Source organism: Leisingera sp. ANG49 (assembly GCF_059694505.1).
The window spans coordinates 113,750-132,961 of record NZ_JCATZN010000005.1 but is presented as its reverse complement, the minus strand read 5'-3'; the positions used below and the strand labels follow the sequence as shown (position 1 = coordinate 132,961).

Here is a 19,212-nt window from a genome sequence, read left to right as displayed (position 1 = left end):
GCCGACGTTCAAAAGTAAGAGGTCAGGTGCGTTAGCCAGATCGGCTGAGTTAGATAAGCTGCTGCAGACCAAGGTGCAAGAAGGGCGACGAGCTCCCACATGAGGTCATGACTTATCAAGCGCCAGCCACGAGTATCGATGTGGTACTGGCTTCTTACTTCATCAAGCTTTTCGGTTAACTTCGGATGGCTTTTGATGAGAATGTTACGGCCCTTCAGATATAGTTTATAGTGAAACCCATGCGCTTGGGTGAGGCGGTGGCAGATGAAAAAGCCGGCCATCCCTAACAGGATCAGAGCAAACGGAAGCGAATTTTTTAAGTCCGCGCTGACTGAATTCGAATGAGCCAGGGTTAGCGCGCCGCCAGTAACCAGCAACGCTAAGTTCACAGTTTGGAAGCGTTGCCGTTCATAGTTTCTCGCCATTTCACCTTCACTGAGCATGAGGGTCGTGCCCGAATTGAGCAGCTTTTCATCAAATAGATAGTTGGTTGCTGAAGGTTTGGCTTTCTCAAGTTCTTTGAGAGTTGAAGATGACAATCTCATTCCTCCTGTGATTAGCCGGCTCGTATGGCTTCGAGGCGCGGGTGTTCTGCCACTTTACTGCAGGTTGCCAAAATTACACCGAGCCATTGGCGGTCTATGCACCGCCATTGACCCGAATCGCGGGCTCCTCTATTGAATTGAACAACTGTTCATATAATCGGCTCTGGCCTGGAGGATCTGCGGGATGTTCAACGCAAGCATGACTTTCGATCTTGGTGAGGACGTGAACGCGCTGCGCGACGTGGTTCACCGCTGGGCGCAGGACCGCGTCAAGCCGATGGCGCAGGAGATCGACCAGAAGAATGAGTTCCCGGCAGAGCTGTGGAAAGAGATGGGAGAGCTGGGCCTCTTGGGCATCACCGTGCCGGAGGAGTTCGGCGGTGCCGGCATGTCCTACCTGGCCCATACCGTGGCGGTCGAGGAAATCGCGCGGGCATCCGCCTCGGTGTCGCTGTCCTATGGCGCGCATTCCAACCTCTGCGTCAACCAGATCAAGCTGAACGGCAATGCAGAGCAGAAGGCGAAATACCTGCCGCGGCTGATCTCAGGCGAGCATATCGGCGCCCTGGCAATGTCCGAAGCGGGCGCCGGTTCCGACGTGGTGTCGATGTCTCTGCGCGCGGAAAAGCGCAACGACCACTTCCGTCTGAACGGCAACAAGTACTGGATTACCAACGGCCCCGACGCAGACACCCTGGTGGTCTATGCCAAGACCGATCCGGAAGCGGGCTCCAAGGGTATCACCGCCTTCCTGATCGAGAAGGAATTCAAGGGTTTCTCCACCTCCAAGCATTTCGACAAGCTGGGCATGCGCGGCTCCAACACGGCTGAACTGGTGTTCGAGGATGTGGAGGTCCCGTTCGAGAACATCCTGGGCGAAGAGGGCAAGGGCGTGCGCGTGCTGATGTCCGGGCTGGACTATGAGCGCGTGGTGCTGGCCGGCATCGGCACCGGCATCATGGCCGCCTGCATGGACGAGATGATGCCCTACATGAAAGAGCGCAAGCAGTTCGGCCAGCCGATCGGGAATTTCCAGCTGATGCAGGCCAAGATTGCGGACATGTACACCGCGATGAACACCGCTCGCGCATATGTCTATGAGGTCGCCAAGGCCTGCGACAAGGGCACCGTGACCCGTCAGGACGCAGCCGCCTGCTGCCTTTACGCCTCCGAGGTCGCCATGACCCAGGCGCATCAGGCGGTGCAGGCCTTTGGCGGTGCGGGCTACCTGTCCGACAACCCGGTCGGCCGCATCTTTCGCGATGCCAAGCTGATGGAGATCGGCGCCGGCACCAGCGAAATCCGCCGGATGCTGATCGGCCGCGAGCTGATGGGCGCCATGTAACAAACAGAAACCCCGCGCTTCCTAGGGGAGGCGCGGGGTTTGAAGCGGGTCTGGCGGCACGAGTCCAGCCGCCAGACCGGAACCAGGTCACTAAGGATCAGAAGCGGTGCACGTAAGCGAGGTTCACGACAACCGGATCGATCTCCGCGGTTCCGATTTCGGCGCCGTTCAGGGAGACGTCGCTGTCGATGTCCATCCAGCGCACGTTGAACCGCAGCGCGCCGTTGTCCGAGACCTGGAAGTCTGCACCGGCGTTGACCGCGACGCCGAAGCTGTCGTCCATTTCGATGGTACCCAGCGGCGAGCTTTCCTCGAAGAACGTGGTGTAGTTCAGGCCCAGGCCCAGGAACGGCTTGATCTTGCCTTGGGTCGGGAAGTGGTAGTTGACCGACAGAGTCGGCGGCAGCTGTTTCGCCGAGGCCGCATAGGCACCGTTCAGCGCGACGTCATGCTCAAACGGCGAGGCCGCCAGCAGCTCGACACCCCAGTTGTCGCGGAAGAAGTATTCGACGGTCAGCGACAGCGCGGTGCCGTCATCGATGTCAGCAAGCGCGCCCGCCAGGGTGCCGTTGCCGGATTTCGGGTTCACGTTGGCGATACCGACACCAACGGTCCAGTCACCTTGCTCCTGGGCAAGGGCAGGGGCGGCCATTGCGGCCAGGGCGGAGGTCAGCGCAAGCGCGGAAACCATGCGTTTCATGGGGTGCGTCCCTTTTCTTGTGTTTACCCGGCAGTGATGCACCCGCAGGCGGCCGAAAACTCTGATCTGAGTCAAAGCAGTCCGGTGCTACCTGTTGAAAATACAGCAAAATACCGCATAGCTGCTATGCGTTTCAGGAATGTCTAAATATGCATGGCAAACGTAACATTCCGGGACTTCGCGCAGATGGCAGCTGGGACCTGCCAGGGCATCTCAACATGGCGGCGCAATGCCTGGCGCAGCCTGCGGAGGCGCTGGCGCTGATCGATATGACCGGCCCCGCGCGCCGGGATATCTCCTATGGCGAACTGGCGGCGATGACAGACGGGCTGGCGCGCTACCTGCTGGCCCGCATCCAGCCCGGCGACCGGGTCGGGGTGCTGCTCAGCCAGTCGCCCTGGTGCGCCGCCGCGCATCTGGCGATCTGGAAGGCGGGCGGCATCTCGGTGCCGCTGTTCAAGCTGTTCAAACGCGATGCTTTGGCCTCGCGCGCTGGCGACGCCGGGGTGCGGTTTGTCTTCACCGATGCCGAGGGTGCGGACCTGCTGGGGGATCTGGCCGAGGCGGTGATGGTTGAGGGCGCTGGAATGGACGGCGGCCCGGTGCCTTTCGCCGATACCGCCCCGGAAACCCCTGCGGTTCTGATTTATACCTCCGGCACCACCGGCAGCCCCAAGGGCGCCCTGCACGGCCACCGGGTGCTGACCGGCCACTTGCCGGGCGTTGCCATCAGCCATGACCACTTGGGCCAGCCGGGTGATGTGCTCTGGACCCCTGCCGACTGGGCCTGGATCGGCGGGCTGTTCGACGTGCTGATGCCGGGCCTGGCGCTGGGTGTGCCGGTGGTGGCCGCGCGGCTGGACAAGTTCACGCCGGAGGCCTGCGCGGAACTGATTGCCGGGGCCGGCGTGCGCAACATCTTCTTCCCGCCCACCGCGCTGCGGATGCTGAAGGCAGCAGGGCAGGGGCTCGACGGCCTGCGTTCCGTTGCCAGCGGCGGAGAGCCCCTGGGCGCGGAGATGCTCGCCTGGGGCCGGCGTCAGCTGGGGGTGACCATCAACGAATTCTACGGCCAGACCGAATGCAACATGGTGGCCTCCTCCTGCGCTGCGGATTTCGCGCCGCGCCCGGGCTGCATCGGCAAGGCGGTGCCGGGGCATGAGCTGGCAGTAGTTGACGAAGCAGGCAACCCCACGCAAGGCGAGGGCGATGTCGCCATCCGCCGCGGCTCGGCCTCGATGCTGCTGGAATACTGGAACAGGCCTGACGAATCCGCCGCCAAGTTCCGCGGGGACTGGCTGGTGACCGGCGACCGCGGCATCTGGGAGGGCGACTACCTGCGCTTTGTCGGCCGCGAGGATGACGTGATCACCTCGGGCGGCTACCGCATCGGCCCGGCGGAGATCGAAGATTGCCTGCTGACCCACCCCGCGGTGGCAACTGTGGGCGTGGTCGGGAAGCCCGATGCGCTGCGCACAGAAATCGTCAAGGCCTATGTGGTTCTGAAACCTGGCGCCGAAGCCTCTGAGAAGGAACTGCAGGACTACGTCAGAGACCGCCTCGCCCACTACTCCTACCCGCGCGAGGTGGCGTTCCTGAACGCGCTGCCGATGACCGTGACCGGCAAGGTGATCCGCAAGCAGCTTAAGGCGCGGGCGGCGGGGGAAACCTCATGACCCAAGGTGTTGCATACCCGGCGTACGCTGGCCCAACCGGATTCAAAAATCTCAACCCTATAACGGGAGAGTGGACATGAAACTCACATCCAAGGCGATGCCTTCCTCGGAAGGCTTCAAGCAGAACCGCGAGGCGCATCTGGACGCCCTCGCGCAGATCAGCGAGGCGGCAGAGGCCGCGCGCATGGGCGGCGGGGAGAAGTCCCGCGCCCGGCATGAAAGCCGCGGCAAGATGCTGCCGCGCCGCCGGGTGGCGAACCTCTTGGACCCTGGCTCTCCGTTCCTGGAGATCGGCGCCACCGCAGCGCATGCGATGTATGATGGCGCCGCACCCTCGGCTGGCGTGATTGCCGGCATCGGCCGGGTGCACGGGCAGGAGGTCATGGTGGTCTGCAATGACGCCACCGTGAAGGGTGGCACCTATTACCCGATGACGGTGAAGAAGCACCTGCGCGCGCAGGAGATTGCCGAGGAAAACCGTCTCCCCTGCATCTATCTGGTCGACTCGGGCGGCGCCAACCTGCCGAACCAGGATGAAGTCTTCCCGGACCGCGACCATTTCGGGCGGATCTTCTACAACCAGGCCCGGATGTCGGCCAAGGGCATCCCGCAGATCGCGGTCGTCATGGGCTCCTGCACCGCAGGCGGCGCCTATGTGCCGGCGATGTCCGATGTCACCATCATCGTGAAGGAGCAGGGCACCATCTTCCTGGCAGGCCCGCCGCTGGTGAAGGCCGCGACGGGCGAGGTCGTCAGCGCCGAGGACCTGGGCGGCGGCGACGTGCACACGCGCCTGTCCGGTGTGGCCGACTACCTGGCCGAGGATGACGCCCATGCGCTGGCGCTGGCCCGCCGCGCGGTGCAGTCGCTGAACATCACCAAGCCGCTGACGGTGAACTGGGCCAGCCCCGAGGAACCCGCCTATGACCCCGAGGAGATCCTCGGCGTGGTGCCCGGCGACCTGCGCACGCCTTATGACATCCGCGAGGTGATCGCGCGGCTGGTCGACGGCTCCCGCTTTGACGAGTTTAAGCCGCGCTTCGGCGAGACCCTGGTCACCGGTTTTGCCCACCTGAAGGGCTGCCCGATCGGCATCATCGCCAACAACGGCGTGCTGTTCTCCGAAGCGGCCCAGAAGGGCGCGCATTTCGTCGAGCTGTGCAGCCAGCGAAAGATCCCGCTGGTGTTCCTGCAGAACATCACCGGCTTCATGGTGGGCCGCAAATACGAAAACGAGGGCATCGCCCGCCACGGCGCCAAGATGGTGACCGCGGTTGCCACCACCAATGTGCCGAAAGTCACCATGCTGGTCGGCGGCTCTTTTGGTGCCGGCAACTACGGCATGTCAGGCCGCGCCTATTCCCCGCGCTTCCTGTGGACCTGGCCGAACTCCCGCATCTCGGTGATGGGCGGCGAGCAGGCGGCGGGTGTGCTGGCGACGGTGAAACGGGATGCCATCGAACGCCAGGGCGGCAGCTGGAGCAGCGAGGAAGAGGCGGAGTTCAAGCGCCCCACCATCGAGATGTTCGAGGAGCAGAGCCACCCGCTTTATGCCTCGGCCCGCCTCTGGGACGATGGCATCATCGACCCGCGCAAATCCCGCGATGTGCTGGCCCTGTCGCTGAGCGCTGCCCTGAATGCCCCGATCGAAGACACGCGCTTCGGCGTCTTCCGGATGTGAGGATCTCCCATGTTTGACAAAATCCTGATTGCCAACCGCGGAGAGATTGCCTGCCGCGTGATGGAAACCGCCCGTGCCATGGGGGTGCGGACCGTGGCTGTTTACTCCGACGCCGATGCGGCCTCCAAACATGTGGCGCTGGCGGATGAGGCCGTCCACATTGGCGGACCGGCACCGGCGGACAGCTACCTGAAAGGCGATGAGATCATCCGCGTCGCAAAGGAAACCGGCGCCCAGGCGATCCACCCGGGGTACGGCTTCCTGTCGGAAAACCCGAAATTCGTCGAGGCGGTGGAGGCTGCGGGCCTCACCTTTATCGGGCCGTCGGCGGATGCCATCCGTAAGATGGGCCTCAAAGACGCCGCCAAGGCGCTGATGGAAGAGGCCGGCGTGCCGGTGGTGCCGGGCTATCACGGCACCAATCAGGACCCGGAGTTCCTGGCCGGCGAGGCGGAGAAGATCGGCTATCCGGTGCTGATCAAGGCGGTTGCCGGCGGCGGCGGCAAGGGGATGCGGCTGGTCGAGAAGCCCGCCGACTTCTCTGATGCCCTGAAAAGCGCCCAGGGCGAGGCAACCACCGCCTTTGGCAACCCGGATGTGCTAATCGAAAAATACATCCTGCAGCCGCGGCACATCGAGGTGCAGGTCTTTGGCGACGGCGAAACAGCCGTGCATCTGTTCGAGCGCGACTGCTCCTTGCAGCGCCGCCATCAAAAAGTGATCGAGGAGGCGCCTGCGCCGGGCATGACTGCGGAAATGCGCGAGGCGATGGGACAGGCCGGCGTGCGCGCGGCTGAGGCCATCGGCTACAAGGGCGCGGGCACGGTGGAATTCATCGTCGACGGCTCTGACGGGCTGCGCACGGACGGGTTCTGGTTCATGGAAATGAACACCCGCCTGCAAGTGGAGCATCCGGTCACGGAGCTGATCACCGGTGTTGATCTGGTGGAATGGCAGCTGCGCGTTGCCTCGGGCGAGAGCCTGCCTGCCAAGCAGGTAGACCTCACCATCACCGGCCACGCGTTTGAGGCGCGGCTTTACGCGGAGGACGTGCCCAAGGGCTTCCTGCCTGCAACCGGCACGCTGACGCATCTGTCTTTCCCGGCAGAAGCCCGCGCCGACAGCGGCGTCAGGGCAGGGGACACCATCAGCCCCTGGTACGACCCGATGATCTCCAAGGTGATCGTGCATGGCTCCACCCGCAAAGTGGCGCTGTCGCGGCTGGCGCGCGCGCTGGAGGAAACCGAGGTCGGCGGAACCGTCACCAACCTGGCCTTCCTTGGCGCACTGGCGGCGCATGAGGGCTTTGCGGGCGGCGAGGTGGACACCGGCCTGATTGCCCGCGATCTGGACGCGCTGACCGCGGCGCCGGTGGTGGAGCTGCGCCACAAGGCGGCGGCCGGCATGGTGGCGCTGGATCTGGTGGAGGCTTCTCCGGACACCGGCTTCACCCTCTGGGCGCCTTTGCATCGGGCCGTCACCCTTTCCCATGCGGGCGAGGAGTTCACGGCGGATGTGCAGGTGGACGGGCCGGACCGGCAGCTTTGGACCATTGAGGGCGAAACCGTCGTGGCCGAACGCAGCCAGGGCCAGTGGCGCATTGATGAGCGCCGGATGCCTGCGGTTTCGCAGTCGGGAACGCTGATCACCGTGCATGATGCCTATGGTCTGGAGTTCACCGCATTGGATCCGCTGGACCGCGATGCGGCAGCAGGCGGCGACAGCAACGTCATCGAGGCGCCTATGCCTGGTCTGGTCAAGGCGGTCTTTGCCAAGGCGGGCCAGACGGTGAAGGAGGGCGATCGCCTCGCCATTCTGGAAGCGATGAAGATGGAGCATTCGCTGCTGGCCGCCCGTGACGGGGTGGTGGCCGAGGTTCTGGCCTCTGACGGCGACCAGGTAGAGGCTGGTGCAGCGCTGGTGCGGCTGGAAGAAGAAAACGGCTGATCCGGGTCGGGGCGGCGCACCTGCCGCCCCCGCTGAGGGTTGTGTATTTTTGGAAAGATGAAGCCGGAGGGCATTCCATGGGCGAATTTGCCGAAATCTTCGAGGTCGGCCCGCGCGACGGGCTGCAGAATGAAAAGCGCGAGATTCCAGTGGCGGAAAAGGTGGCGCTGACCGATTGCCTGAGCCGCGCCGGGTTCAAGCGCATCGAAGTGGCAAGCTTCGTGTCGCCCAAATGGGTGCCGCAGATGGCCGGCAGCGCGGAGGTGCTGGCCGGCATCTCCCGCGCACCCGGCGTGCGCTATGCGGCGCTGACACCCAACATGCGCGGTTATGAGGACGCGGTGGCCGCCAAGGCCGATGAGATTGCGGTCTTTGCCTCGGCCTCCGAAGGGTTTTCCAAGGCCAACATCAACGCCACCATCGAGGAAAGCATCTCCCGCTTCCTGCCGATCCTGGAGGCGGCCAAGGGGATCGGGCTGCCGGTCCGGGGCTATGTCTCCTGCGTGACCGACTGCCCCTACGATGGCGCCACCCCGCCGGAGAAGGTGGCAGAGGTGGCCGAACGGCTGTTCTCGCTCGGCTGTTACGAGATCTCGCTGGGCGACACCATCGGGCAGGGTACCCCGGAGGCGATCACTGCGATGCTCAAGGCTGTCACCGCGCGGGTGCCCGCGGCACAGCTGGCGGGCCATTATCACGACACCGCGGGCCGGGCGCTCGACAATATCGAGGCCTCACTGGCGCAGGGCGTGCGGGTGTTCGATGCGGCCGTCGGCGGCTTGGGCGGCTGCCCCTATGCGCCGGGCGCGGCGGGCAATGTGGCAACGGAAGCGGTGCACAAGCGCCTGACCGAACTGGGCTATGACACCGGCCTGGATGCGGAGGTGCTGGAAGAAGCCGCGGCGCTGGCCCGCTCAATGCGCAGCCTGCAGTAAGAATTCAGCGGAGACACAAGATGTTTGAGACAATCACCCTGGACACCGACGCCCGCGGCGTCTGCACCCTGACCCTGAACCGGGCCGAGAAGCACAACGCCATGTCAGGCCAGATGCTGCAGGAACTGACCCAGGCAGCGAAACGGCTGGCTGAGGATGAGACCGTCCGCGTGGTGGTCCTGACCGGTGCCGGCAAGAGTTTCTGCGCAGGCGGCGACCTGGGCTGGATGCGGGCGCAGATGGATGCCGATGCCGAAACACGGGCGCGCGAGGCGCGGGTGCTGGCGGAAATGCTGATGGCGCTCAACACCCTGCCGAAGCCGGTGATCGGCGCGGTGCAGGGCAACGCATTCGGCGGCGGTGTCGGAATGGCGTCGGTATGCGACGTGGCCATTGGGGCGGATCACCTGAAGATGGGACTGACCGAGACCAAGCTGGGACTGATTCCCGCCACCATCGGGCCCTATGTGATCGCCCGCATGGGCGAAGCCAAGGCGCGCCGCGTGTTCATGTCGGCCCGCCTGTTCGGCGCAGCGGAAGCGGTGGAACTCGGATTGCTGGCCAAGGCCGTGCCCGCGGATCAGCTGGCAGAGGCGGTTGAGGCGGAGGTCGCCCCTTACCTCAACTGCGCCCCCGGTGCGGTGGCGGCGGCCAAGAAACTGGCCCGCGATCTGGGGCCGCGGCTGGATAACAGCGTGATCGACCATACAATCAAGGCGCTTGTGGAGCGCTGGGAAGGGCCGGAGGCCGGCGAGGGCATCGCGGCGTTCTTTGAAAAACGCAAACCCATCTGGCAAAGCTGAAAACCGGCATAAATGACTCACGTTTTTGCGGCGGCTGCAGTTTCCCCTGTGGCCGCTTTTCTTATGAAAATGCTTGGGAATTGGCCTTGCAGGGCGGTCGTGCTTTTTCTGTCCAAACCCTTGTGGATTAACGTCGCTTTAGTTGACGCTCCCCGGGCGCGGGGGTATGCACAGTCCAAATCAACACGCCAATTGACGCCGCGCGGAAATCCGCCCGGGGAAAGGAGCTGCTCTTGGAAGAGATGTTGAGGGAATACCTGCCGATCCTGGTCTTCCTGGCCGTCGCGGCAGGTCTGGGGATTGTCCTTATCCTGGCAGCCGTGGTGCTGGCGGTCCGCAACCCGGACCCGGAAAAGGTCAGCGCCTATGAATGCGGTTTCAACGCCTTTGACGACGCCCGCATGAAATTCGATGTCCGGTTCTACTTGGTGTCGATCCTCTTCATCATTTTCGACCTGGAAATCGCCTTCCTGTTTCCCTGGGCCGTCGGTTTCAAGGATATCAGCGACCTCGGCTTCTGGTCGATGATGGTGTTCCTTGGCGTGCTGACCATCGGCTTTGCCTATGAATGGAAGAAAGGGGCCCTGGAATGGCAGTGATGACCGGACCCAACACGGCGGGCGTGGACAAGGAAGTTGTCACCCGGGCCATCAATGCCGAGCTTCAGGACAAGGGTTTCCTGCTCACCTCGGCCGAGGACATCATCAACTGGGCGCGCACCGGCTCGCTGCACTGGATGACCTTCGGTCTGGCCTGCTGTGCGGTGGAGATGATGCACACCTCGATGCCGCGCTATGACGCCGAGCGTTTCGGCATCGCGCCGCGCGCCTCCCCGCGTCAGTCGGATGTGATGATCGTCGCAGGCACCCTGACCAACAAAATGGCACCGGCTCTGCGTAAGGTCTACGACCAGATGCCCGAGCCGCGCTACGTGATCTCGATGGGCTCCTGCGCCAATGGCGGCGGCTATTACCACTACAGCTATTCCGTGGTGCGCGGCTGCGACCGGGTTGTGCCGGTCGACGTCTACGTGCCCGGCTGCCCGCCGACGGCTGAGGCGCTGCTTTACGGCCTGATGCAGCTGCAGCGCAAGATCCGCCGCACCGGCACCCTGGTGCGCTAAGGAAGGGGCGGAGACAACATGAGCGAAGCACTGAAAGAACTGGGCGCCCAGATCGAAGCCAAACGCCCCGACTGCGTGGTGGCCTGGGATGTGTCCTTTGATGAGCTGAACATTGACGTCACACCCTCGAACATCGCCGGTCTGGTGGAGTTCCTGAAGCTGGACGCCAACTGCAAGTTTTCGACCCTGGTGGACATCACCGCGGTGGACTACCCCGACCGCGCCAAGCGGTTCGATGTGGTCTACCACTTCCTGTCGATGTACCGGAATCAGCGCATCCGCCTGCGTGCCGCCGTGCGCGAGGATGAGATGGTGCCGTCGATCGTGGACGTGCACCCCTCGGCCAACTGGTTCGAGCGGGAAGTCTACGACATGTTCGGCATCCTGTTCTCCGGCCACCCGGACCTGCGCCGGATCCTGACCGACTACGGCTTCCGCGGCTACCCGCTGCGCAAGGATTTCCCGACCACCGGCTATACCGAGGTCCGCTATGACGAGGCGCAGAAGCGCGTGGTCTACGAGCCGGTGAAGCTGGTGCAGGAATACCGCCAGTTCGATTTCATGTCGCCGTGGGAAGGTGCCGAGTACATCTTGCCCGGCGACGAGAAGGAGGGCGCGAACTGATGTGGTTTGAACCTCTGGCGGAAGTGGGGGTCTTGCTGGCGGCCTGTGCGGCCATGCTGGGCGCGGCTCTGCCCCTCGTTAAGAATTCTGAAGCTGTTGCAGTCCGCAACGGCCACGGCAACCGGTCTACTGGAGGTCGCAAATGATGGACGGCTCCAAATTTGACGACGGCAGCGTCGACGCGCTGAGCGGCGAGCAGAAGATCCGCAACTTCAACATCAACTTCGGCCCGCAGCACCCTGCGGCGCATGGGGTTTTGCGGCTGGTGCTGGAGCTTGACGGCGAGATCGTCGAGCGCTGCGACCCGCATATCGGCCTGCTTCACCGCGGTACCGAAAAGCTGATGGAAAGCCGCACCTACCTGCAGAACCTGCCGTATTTCGATCGCCTCGACTATGTGGCGCCGATGAACCAGGAACATGCCTGGTGCCTGGCCATCGAAAAGCTGACCGGCACCGAGGTGCCGCGCCGCGGCCAGCTGATCCGGGTGCTCTATTCGGAAATCGGCCGGGTGCTGAACCACCTCCTGAACGTCACCACGCAGGCGATGGACGTCGGCGCGCTGACCCCGCCGCTGTGGGGCTTTGAAGAGCGCGAAAAGCTGATGATCTTCTACGAGCGGGCCTGCGGCGCGCGCCTGCACGCGGCCTACTTCCGCCCCGGCGGCGTGCATCAGGACCTGCCGGACGAACTGCTCGACGATATCGACCTCTGGGCGATGGAATTCCCCAAGGTGCTGGACGATATCGATGGCCTCCTGACCGAAAACCGCATCTTCAAACAGCGCAACTGCGACATTGGTGTGGTTACCGAGAAGGACATCCAGGAATACGGCTTCTCCGGAGTCATGGTGCGGGGCTCCGGCCTTGCATGGGACCTGCGCCGCGCGCAGCCCTATGAATGCTATGACGAGTTCGAGTTCCAGATCCCCGTCGGCAAGAACGGCGATTGCTACGACCGCTACCTCTGCCGGATGGAAGAGATGCGCCAGTCGACCTCGATCATCCGCCAGGCGATTGCCAAGCTGCGCGAAGCCACCGGCGACGTGCTGGCCCGCGGCAAGCTGACCCCGCCCAAGCGTGGCGACATGAAGACCTCGATGGAAAGCCTGATCCACCATTTCAAGCTGTACACCGAAGGTTTCCACGTCCCGGCAGGCGAGGTCTATGCCGCCGTCGAGGCGCCCAAGGGCGAGTTCGGCGTCTATCTGGTGGCGGACGGGTCCAATAAGCCCTACCGCTCCAAGATCCGCGCGCCGGGCTTCCTGCACCTGCAGGCGATGGACCACGTTGCCAAGGGCCACCAGCTGGCCGACGTCGCCGCCATCATCGGCACCATGGACGTCGTATTTGGAGAGATTGACCGCTAATGCTTCGCCGTCTGCATTCCGAACAACCCGCGAGCTTTGCCTTCACCCCGGCCAACCAGGCCTGGGCTGAGGCGCAGATCACCAAATATCCTGAGGGTCGCCAGGCCTCCGCGGTCATTCCGCTTTTGTGGCGTGCGCAGGAGCAGGAAGGCTGGGTCACCAAACCCGCGATCGAAGCCATCGCCGACATGCTCGGCATGGCCTATATCCGGGTGCTGGAGGTTGCCTCCTTCTACTTCATGTTCCAGCTGCAACCGACCGGTTCCGTTGCCAATATTCAGATCTGCGGCACCACCTCCTGCATGATCTGCGGGGCAGAGGACTTGGTTGCGGTCTGCAAGGAAAAGATTGCCGAGAAGCCGCACACCCTGTCGGCGGACGGAAAGTTCACCTGGGAAGAGGTCGAGTGCTTGGGCGCCTGCACCAATGCCCCGATGGCACAGATCGGCAAGGACTACTACGAGGACCTGACCGTCGAGAGCTTCACCAGGCTGCTGGACGATCTGGCCGCGGGCAAGGCCGTGGTGCCCGGCCCGCAGAACGGCCGTTACGCGGCGGAGCCGAAATCCGGCCTCACCTCGCTGACCGACTTCGACAGCGGCAAGACCCAGTACAACGCGTCTGTTCAGCTGGCGGTGGACATCCAGGACGGCGTCAAGCGCATCCAGGGTGATGAAGTGCCGCTGCTGACGCCGTGGATCGGCAAGGACGGCGTTGTTGCCGGCCGCGCCGCCGAGGGCCAGCCGCCGAAAGCGCCGGAAGCGCCCAAGCCTGCTGTGAAACAGGCGGAGGAAGCGGCCAAGGCCGCACCGAAGAAAGCGGACGCGGCTGAGCCGGCGTCGCCGGAGGGGGCCGCGGCAAAGCCTGATGAGGCGGCGGCTGAAGAAAGCCAGCCGATGGTTCTGAAAGAGGCCCTGGGCGGCCTGCCGGATGATCTGAAGCTGCTGAAGGGCGTTGGACCGAAGCTGGAAGAGAAGCTCAACGGGCTGGGCATCTTCCACTTCGAGCAGATCGCCGAATGGACCGAGGCCGAGGTCGCCTGGGTCGATGCACGGCTCAAGTTCAAAGGCCGGATCACTCGGGACGGCTGGATTGAGCAGGCCAAGCGCCTGCAGGTCGGTGACGTGACCGAATTTGCCAGACGCGCCAAGGCCGAAGGCATCTACGAAGACGACGAATGACGGGCGGCGGCCTGATGGGGCCGCGGCTCAGGTGACGGGAAACAGATGAGCAAGGAACAGGACCAGGCCATTGCAGCAAAGGGCCGGCACATCGCGTTGGTGATTGCCGGGACGATTTCGCTGTGGGTCGTGGTGTCGCTGTTCATCGGCCCCGTGCTGGGGCTGCCGGGGCGCTACGCGCTGCTGTTCGACTTCGCCGCGCTGGCGGGCATGATCTATGCCCTGGTCAACATATTTCAACTCTGGCGCATGCGCCGGGACAGCCAAAGGTAGGCACACATGCTGAAGGATCAGGACCGGATCTTTACCAACCTTTACGGGATGCACGAGCGCACGCTGGCGGGCGCCAAGGCGCGCGGCCATTGGGACGGCACCGCGGGCATCATCGAAAAGGGCCGCGACTGGATCATTCAGACCATGAAGGACTCAGGGCTTCGCGGCCGCGGCGGCGCGGGCTTCCCGACCGGCCTGAAATGGTCCTTCATGCCGAAGGAAAGCGACGGCCGCCCGGCGTATCTGGTCATCAACGCCGATGAATCCGAGCCCGGCACATGCAAGGACCGGGAAATCATGCGCCACGATCCGCACACGCTGATCGAGGGCGCGCTGATCGCTTCCTTCGCGATGAATGCGCATACCTGCTACATCTACCTGCGCGGCGAATACATCCGCGAGCGCGAGGCGCTGCAGGCGGCAATTGATGAATGCTATGACAAGGGCCTGCTGGGCCGGAACGCCGCTGGCTCCGGCTGGGACTTCGACGTCTTCCTGCACCACGGGGCAGGGGCCTATATCTGCGGTGAGGAAACTGCCCTGATCGAGAGCCTGGAAGGCAAGAAGGGCATGCCCCGGATGAAACCGCCGTTCCCGGCGGGCGCAGGCTTATACGGCTGCCCGACCACGGTGAACAACGTGGAGTCCATCGCTGTGGTGCCCACCATCCTGCGCCGCGGCGCCGACTGGTTCGCCGGTTTCGGCCGCCAGAACAACGCGGGCACCAAGCTGTTTGCGATCTCCGGCCACGTCAACAATCCCTGTGTGGTTGAAGAGGCGATGTCGATTGGATTCGAGGAACTGATCGAGAAGCATTGCGGCGGCATCCGCGGCGGCTGGGACAACCTGCTGGCGGTGATCCCTGGCGGTTCTTCCGTGCCCTGCGTGCGCGGCGAGAACATGCGCGACGCGATCATGGATTTTGATTACCTGCGCGGCGAGCTGGGCTCCGGCCTCGGCACCGCGGCGGTGATCGTGATGGACAAGCAGACCGACATCATCAAGGCGATCTGGCGCCTGTCCAAGTTTTACAAGCACGAAAGCTGCGGCCAGTGCACCCCCTGCCGCGAAGGCACCGGCTGGATGATGCGCGTCATGGACCGCCTGGTGAAAGGCGAGGCTGAGCTGGAAGAGATCGACATGCTGTGGGACGTGACCAAACAGGTCGAAGGCCACACCATCTGCGCCCTCGGCGACGCGGCGGCCTGGCCGATCCAGGGCCTGATCAAGAACTTCCGCGAGGAAATCGAAGACCGCATCAGGGCCCAGAAGACCGGGCGCATGGGCGCGATGGCGGCGGAATAACTGATGGACGCCTTTGCCGCATATTCCCACGCTTTGGCTGCGCTGGTGATCTTTACCCTGATCACCCTGGCGCTGTCGCCGTTCTCAGCACTGGCCAAGCAGAAGGCGGGCCTCGCTCCGGGTGCCACGCCTCAGCAGGATTATGCGGAAAAGGCCTACCGGCTCAATCGGGTCTATCTGAACGGCTGCGAAACACTGCCTGCCTTCTTGACCGTGACACTGGTGGCAATCGTGGCGGGCGCAGCGCCGTTCTGGGTGAACCTGCTGGCCTCGCTGGCGGTAGTGTCCCGGGTCATCATGATTTTCATTCACCTGCAGGGCATCGGCAAACCGTACAGCGGGCCGCGCTCTGTTTTCTACGTTCTTGGCTGGGCCTGCATGGCGGGTCTGGCGATCTTGGCATTGGCGGCAGTATTTTGAGCATGATGAAGACATACCGGATGGCCGTGCCTGCGGCGTGCCTGGCGGCTTTGGCGCTGGTTTCTGCCTGCGGCAGCTCCACCACCAACAAGAACCGCGAGCTGTATGACGGGGTGCCGTTCAAGGCGAAGGCCAAGCCGGTCGACAAGAAAACCAACCCCGCGGTGTTCCAGATCGATATCAAGGGCGCCGAACGCTCGATCAAGGGCGCGCGCGAAGCAGCAGCCCACAGCGGCACCAAATACTGCGTGACCGCCTACGGCTCTTCCGACATCGAATGGGCCAACGACCCGCGTGACGAGGAAACCCCGCTGACCATCACCGATGGCCGCGCCGTCTTCCAGGGGACCTGCACCCCGTGAGCGGATTTCCGGCATATCAGGGCCCTGCGGCCCGGCTGCTATTGCATAGCAGCAGCGCGCGCCTGCGCATGGAGGCTTCGAAACTGAAGGAGTCCCATGCCATGCGTGCCCTGATTGCCGTTGTTCTCTCCGCTGCTGTTGCCCTGCCTGCCTCCGCGCTGGCGAAACCGTCGCTGCGCGACGTCCAGGAAATCGAAGACCCGCTGTTTGCCGTCGCCGTGGCCAAGGAAGTCTCGGACTACTGCGATGAAATTTCCCCCCGCTACCTGAAAGGGCTGGGCGAGTTGCGCCGGCTCAAAGCGCGGGCAAACGCGCTGGGATACTCGGATGCGGAAATCCGCGACTACATAGAATCTGATGCCGAAAAGGACCGGATGCGCGCCAAGGGAGAGCTGCTCCTGGCGCAGAACGGCGTTGACTACGGCAAACCCGAAACATTCTGCGCCTATGGCCGCGCAGAGATTGAGAAAAACAGCGCGATCGGCGTGTTACTGAGGGCGAAATAGACCATGTCTGACCTCCGCAAGATCAACATTGACGGAACCGAGATCGAGGTGGATGGGGCAATGACCCTGATCCAGGCCTGTGAGGAGGCCGGCGTCGAGATCCCGCGCTTCTGCTACCACGAGCGGCTGTCGATTGCGGGCAACTGCCGCATGTGCCTGGTTGAGGTCGTCGGCGGCCCGCCGAAGCCCGCCGCCTCCTGCGCCATGCAGGTGCGCGACCTGCGCCCCGGCCCCGAAGGCCAGGCGCCGCAGGTGAAAACCAACTCGCCGATGGTCAAGAAAGCCCGTGAAGGCGTGATGGAATTCATGCTGATCAACCACCCGCTGGATTGCCCGATCTGCGACCAGGGCGGCGAATGCGACCTGCAGGACCAGGCGATGGCCTATGGCCTGTCGGGCAGCCGTTTCAAGGAAGCCAAGCGCGCGGTGGACGATCTGGATCTTGGCCCGCTGGTTGCCACCACCATGACCCGCTGCATTTCCTGCACCCGCTGCGTGCGCTTCACCACCGAGGTCGCCGGCATCACCCAGATGGGCCAGACCGGGCGCGGCGAGGATGCGGAGATCACCTCCTACCTGAACCAGACGCTGCAATCGAACCTGCAGGGCAACATCATCGACCTGTGCCCGGTGGGCGCGCTGACGTCGAAGCCCTATGCCTTCACCGCCCGTCCGTGGGAGCTGACCAAGACCGAAACCATCGACGTGATGGACGCGCTGGGGTCGAACATCCGGGTTGATACCAAGGGCCGCGAAGTGATGCGCATCCTGCCGCGAAACCACGACGGCGTGAACGAGGAATGGATCAGCGACAAGACCCGCTTTGTCTGGGACGGCCTGCGCCGCCAGCGCCTGGACCGCCCCTATGTGCGCGTGCATGGCAAGCTGAAGCCCGCCACCTGGGCGGAGGCGCTGTCTGCCGCTGCGACCGCCATGAAAGGCAAGAAGGTTGCGGGTTTGATTGGCGATCTGGCTCCGGTCGAGGCAGCCTATGCACTGAAGCAGCTGGTCGAGGGGCTGGGTGGCAAGGTTGAATGCCGCACCGATAATGCCCGCCTGCCGATCGGCAACCGCGCAGGCTATGCCGGCACCGCCGCCATCGAGGACCTCGATGACGCGGAAATGATCCTGCTGATCGGCACCAACCCGCGCGACGAGGCGCCGGTGCTGAATGCCCGCATCCGCAAGGCTTGGGCCAACGGCGCCGAAGTGGCGCTGATCGGCCCGGTGGCGGATCTGACCTATGAGTATTATCACGCCGGTACCGGCCGCGACGCGCTTAGCGACATGATCGCCAACGGTGTCTCTGAAGAGACACGCGACAACAAGAAAACTGTAGTCATTGTGGGGCAGGGCGCCCTGCGCGAAGCCGATGGCCTGGCGGTGATGGCCGCCGCCCAGAAGATGGCGGAGCTGTCCGGCTCCAAGCTGATGGTGCTGCACACTGCCGCCTCCCGTGTCGGGGCGATGGACATCGGCGCGGTGACCGAAGGCGGCATGGAAGCGGCCATCAGCGGGGCAGAGGTGATCTACAACCTCGGCGCCGATGAAGTGGAAATCGATGCAGGCGCCTTCGTGATCTATCAGGGCAGCCACGGCGACCGCGGCGCGCACCGCGCCGACGTGATCCTGCCGGGCGCCGCCTATACCGAGGAAAACGGCCTGTTCGTGAACACCGAAGGCCGCCCGCAGCTGGCGATGCGCGCCGCATTTGCGCCGGGTGAGGCCAAGGAAAACTGGGCCATCCTGCGCGCGCTGAGCGCTGAGGCCGACGCCCAGCTGCCCTATGACTCGCTGGCCCAGCTGCGCCAGGCCCTGGTCGCCGAAGTGCCGCATCTGGCGCAGATCGACGAAGTGGCCGAGAAAGACGGCGAACCGCTGGAACAGGACAAGCTCGGCAATGCCGATTTCCTGCCCGCGATCAAGGACTTCTACCTGACCAACCCGATCGCCCGCGCATCCCAGCTGATGGCGGAACTGTCGGCAGGTGTGAAGGCCCGCGGTAACGAGGCAATGGCCGCCGAATGATCCGCTTCGCCCTCATAATGCCCTTCCTGTTGGCCGCCTGCGCAATGGCGCCCGGCAGCGAAGGCGAGCGGCTCGCCCCGGTTTACGAAGGGGTGGAAACCAGCCTGCTTGAGGGCGATCTGGTGCAATTTCATGTCTCCATGCGCGGCGCGGCCGTGCCCGGCGACCTCGACAACTATGCGGAATGCGCCGCCGCGCAATATGCGCTGATCCGGGGCTACGGGTTTGCGCGCCATGTGCGCACGACAACGAAACAGGCAGGGGGCAGCCGGGCCGCAGACGCGGTCTATCTGATTTCGCCCTCTCTGCCGCGCGGCCTGCGCACCATCGACGCCGAAGTCGTGGTTGCGGATTGCGCGGCGAACGGAATACCCACGGTGTGAGGACCT

General features: G+C 63.9%; 20 protein-coding genes. 18 read left to right on the top strand and 2 right to left on the bottom strand.

Annotated features, from left to right (window positions below; translation table 11 throughout):
- Positions 1–8 precede the first annotated feature (8 nt).
- On the bottom strand, positions 9–545 hold the full coding sequence (locus AC58NV_RS17515) for a hypothetical protein (RefSeq protein WP_497228260.1): 537 nt from the start codon (positions 543–545) through the stop codon (positions 9–11).
- Between the two features lie 184 nt (positions 546–729).
- Here AC58NV_RS17515 and AC58NV_RS17510 point away from each other — a divergent pair, with 184 nt between their 5' ends.
- Positions 730–1,890, top strand: a complete 1,161-nt coding sequence (locus tag AC58NV_RS17510) for an isovaleryl-CoA dehydrogenase (protein ID WP_497228259.1) — start codon at positions 730–732, stop codon at positions 1,888–1,890.
- Between the two features lie 97 nt (positions 1,891–1,987).
- Here AC58NV_RS17510 and AC58NV_RS17505 read toward each other — a convergent pair whose 3' ends face one another.
- Positions 1,988–2,590, bottom strand: coding sequence for an OmpW/AlkL family protein (locus AC58NV_RS17505; protein WP_497228258.1), 603 nt, complete (start codon positions 2,588–2,590; stop codon positions 1,988–1,990).
- A gap of 149 nt (positions 2,591–2,739) precedes the next feature.
- Between AC58NV_RS17505 and AC58NV_RS17500 the strand changes: the two genes are divergently transcribed.
- The 17 genes from AC58NV_RS17500 (at position 2,740) to AC58NV_RS17420 (ending at position 19,206) form a co-directional block, all read left to right on the top strand.
- Entirely contained in the window at positions 2,740–4,266 is a 1,527-nt protein-coding gene (locus tag AC58NV_RS17500) for an AMP-binding protein (RefSeq protein WP_497228257.1), read from the top strand.
- A gap of 76 nt (positions 4,267–4,342) precedes the next feature.
- Complete coding sequence (locus tag AC58NV_RS17495; protein ID WP_497228256.1) at positions 4,343–5,947, top strand: carboxyl transferase domain-containing protein; 1,605 nt, start codon at positions 4,343–4,345, stop codon at positions 5,945–5,947.
- 9 nt (positions 5,948–5,956) lie between these two features.
- On the top strand, positions 5,957–7,894 hold the full coding sequence (locus AC58NV_RS17490; RefSeq protein ID WP_497228255.1) for an ATP-binding protein: 1,938 nt from the start codon (positions 5,957–5,959) through the stop codon (positions 7,892–7,894).
- Between the two features lie 77 nt (positions 7,895–7,971).
- On the top strand, positions 7,972–8,829 hold the full coding sequence (locus AC58NV_RS17485; RefSeq protein WP_497228254.1) for a hydroxymethylglutaryl-CoA lyase: 858 nt from the start codon (positions 7,972–7,974) through the stop codon (positions 8,827–8,829).
- 20 nt (positions 8,830–8,849) lie between these two features.
- Complete coding sequence (locus AC58NV_RS17480) at positions 8,850–9,632, top strand: crotonase/enoyl-CoA hydratase family protein (protein ID WP_497228253.1); 783 nt, start codon at positions 8,850–8,852, stop codon at positions 9,630–9,632.
- Positions 9,633–9,865: 233 nt separating this feature from the next.
- Positions 9,866–10,231 (top strand): NADH-quinone oxidoreductase subunit A, encoded by a 366-nt coding sequence (locus tag AC58NV_RS17475; protein WP_019295998.1) that lies wholly within the window; start codon positions 9,866–9,868, stop codon positions 10,229–10,231.
- Positions 10,222–10,755 carry a NuoB/complex I 20 kDa subunit family protein gene (locus tag AC58NV_RS17470; RefSeq protein ID WP_019295997.1) on the top strand — a complete coding sequence of 178 codons (534 nt, stop codon included), beginning with the start codon at positions 10,222–10,224 and terminating at the stop codon, positions 10,753–10,755. The genes AC58NV_RS17475 and AC58NV_RS17470 overlap by 10 nt, the downstream gene beginning before the upstream one ends.
- A gap of 18 nt (positions 10,756–10,773) precedes the next feature.
- On the top strand, positions 10,774–11,379 hold the full coding sequence (locus tag AC58NV_RS17465; RefSeq protein ID WP_497228252.1) for an NADH-quinone oxidoreductase subunit C: 606 nt from the start codon (positions 10,774–10,776) through the stop codon (positions 11,377–11,379).
- Between the two features lie 145 nt (positions 11,380–11,524).
- Positions 11,525–12,748 carry an NADH-quinone oxidoreductase subunit D gene (locus tag AC58NV_RS17460; protein WP_497228251.1) on the top strand — a complete coding sequence of 408 codons (1,224 nt, stop codon included), beginning with the start codon at positions 11,525–11,527 and terminating at the stop codon, positions 12,746–12,748.
- Complete coding sequence (locus tag AC58NV_RS17455) at positions 12,748–13,929, top strand: NADH-quinone oxidoreductase subunit E (protein WP_497228250.1); 1,182 nt, start codon at positions 12,748–12,750, stop codon at positions 13,927–13,929. The genes AC58NV_RS17460 and AC58NV_RS17455 overlap by 1 nt, the downstream gene beginning before the upstream one ends.
- A 45-nt stretch (positions 13,930–13,974) precedes the next feature.
- Entirely contained in the window at positions 13,975–14,202 is a 228-nt protein-coding gene (locus tag AC58NV_RS17450; protein WP_366659946.1) for a DUF5337 domain-containing protein, read from the top strand.
- A gap of 6 nt (positions 14,203–14,208) precedes the next feature.
- Positions 14,209–15,507, top strand: a complete 1,299-nt coding sequence (nuoF, locus tag AC58NV_RS17445; protein ID WP_497228249.1) for an NADH-quinone oxidoreductase subunit NuoF — start codon at positions 14,209–14,211, stop codon at positions 15,505–15,507.
- Positions 15,508–15,510: 3 nt separating this feature from the next.
- Positions 15,511–15,927, top strand: coding sequence for an MAPEG family protein (locus AC58NV_RS17440; protein ID WP_497228248.1), 417 nt, complete (start codon positions 15,511–15,513; stop codon positions 15,925–15,927).
- A 2-nt stretch (positions 15,928–15,929) separates the two neighbouring features.
- Entirely contained in the window at positions 15,930–16,289 is a 360-nt protein-coding gene (locus tag AC58NV_RS17435) for a hypothetical protein (protein WP_366659943.1), read from the top strand.
- A gap of 101 nt (positions 16,290–16,390) precedes the next feature.
- Positions 16,391–16,795, top strand: coding sequence for a DUF5333 domain-containing protein (locus tag AC58NV_RS17430; RefSeq protein ID WP_497228247.1), 405 nt, complete (start codon positions 16,391–16,393; stop codon positions 16,793–16,795).
- 3 nt (positions 16,796–16,798) lie between these two features.
- Positions 16,799–18,823 (top strand): NADH-quinone oxidoreductase subunit NuoG, encoded by a 2,025-nt coding sequence (gene nuoG, locus AC58NV_RS17425; RefSeq protein WP_497228246.1) that lies wholly within the window; start codon positions 16,799–16,801, stop codon positions 18,821–18,823.
- On the top strand, positions 18,820–19,206 hold the full coding sequence (locus AC58NV_RS17420; protein ID WP_497228245.1) for a YNQ4 family lipoprotein: 387 nt from the start codon (positions 18,820–18,822) through the stop codon (positions 19,204–19,206). Before nuoG ends, AC58NV_RS17420 begins: the two co-directional genes overlap by 4 nt.
- Positions 19,207–19,212 lie beyond the last annotated feature (6 nt).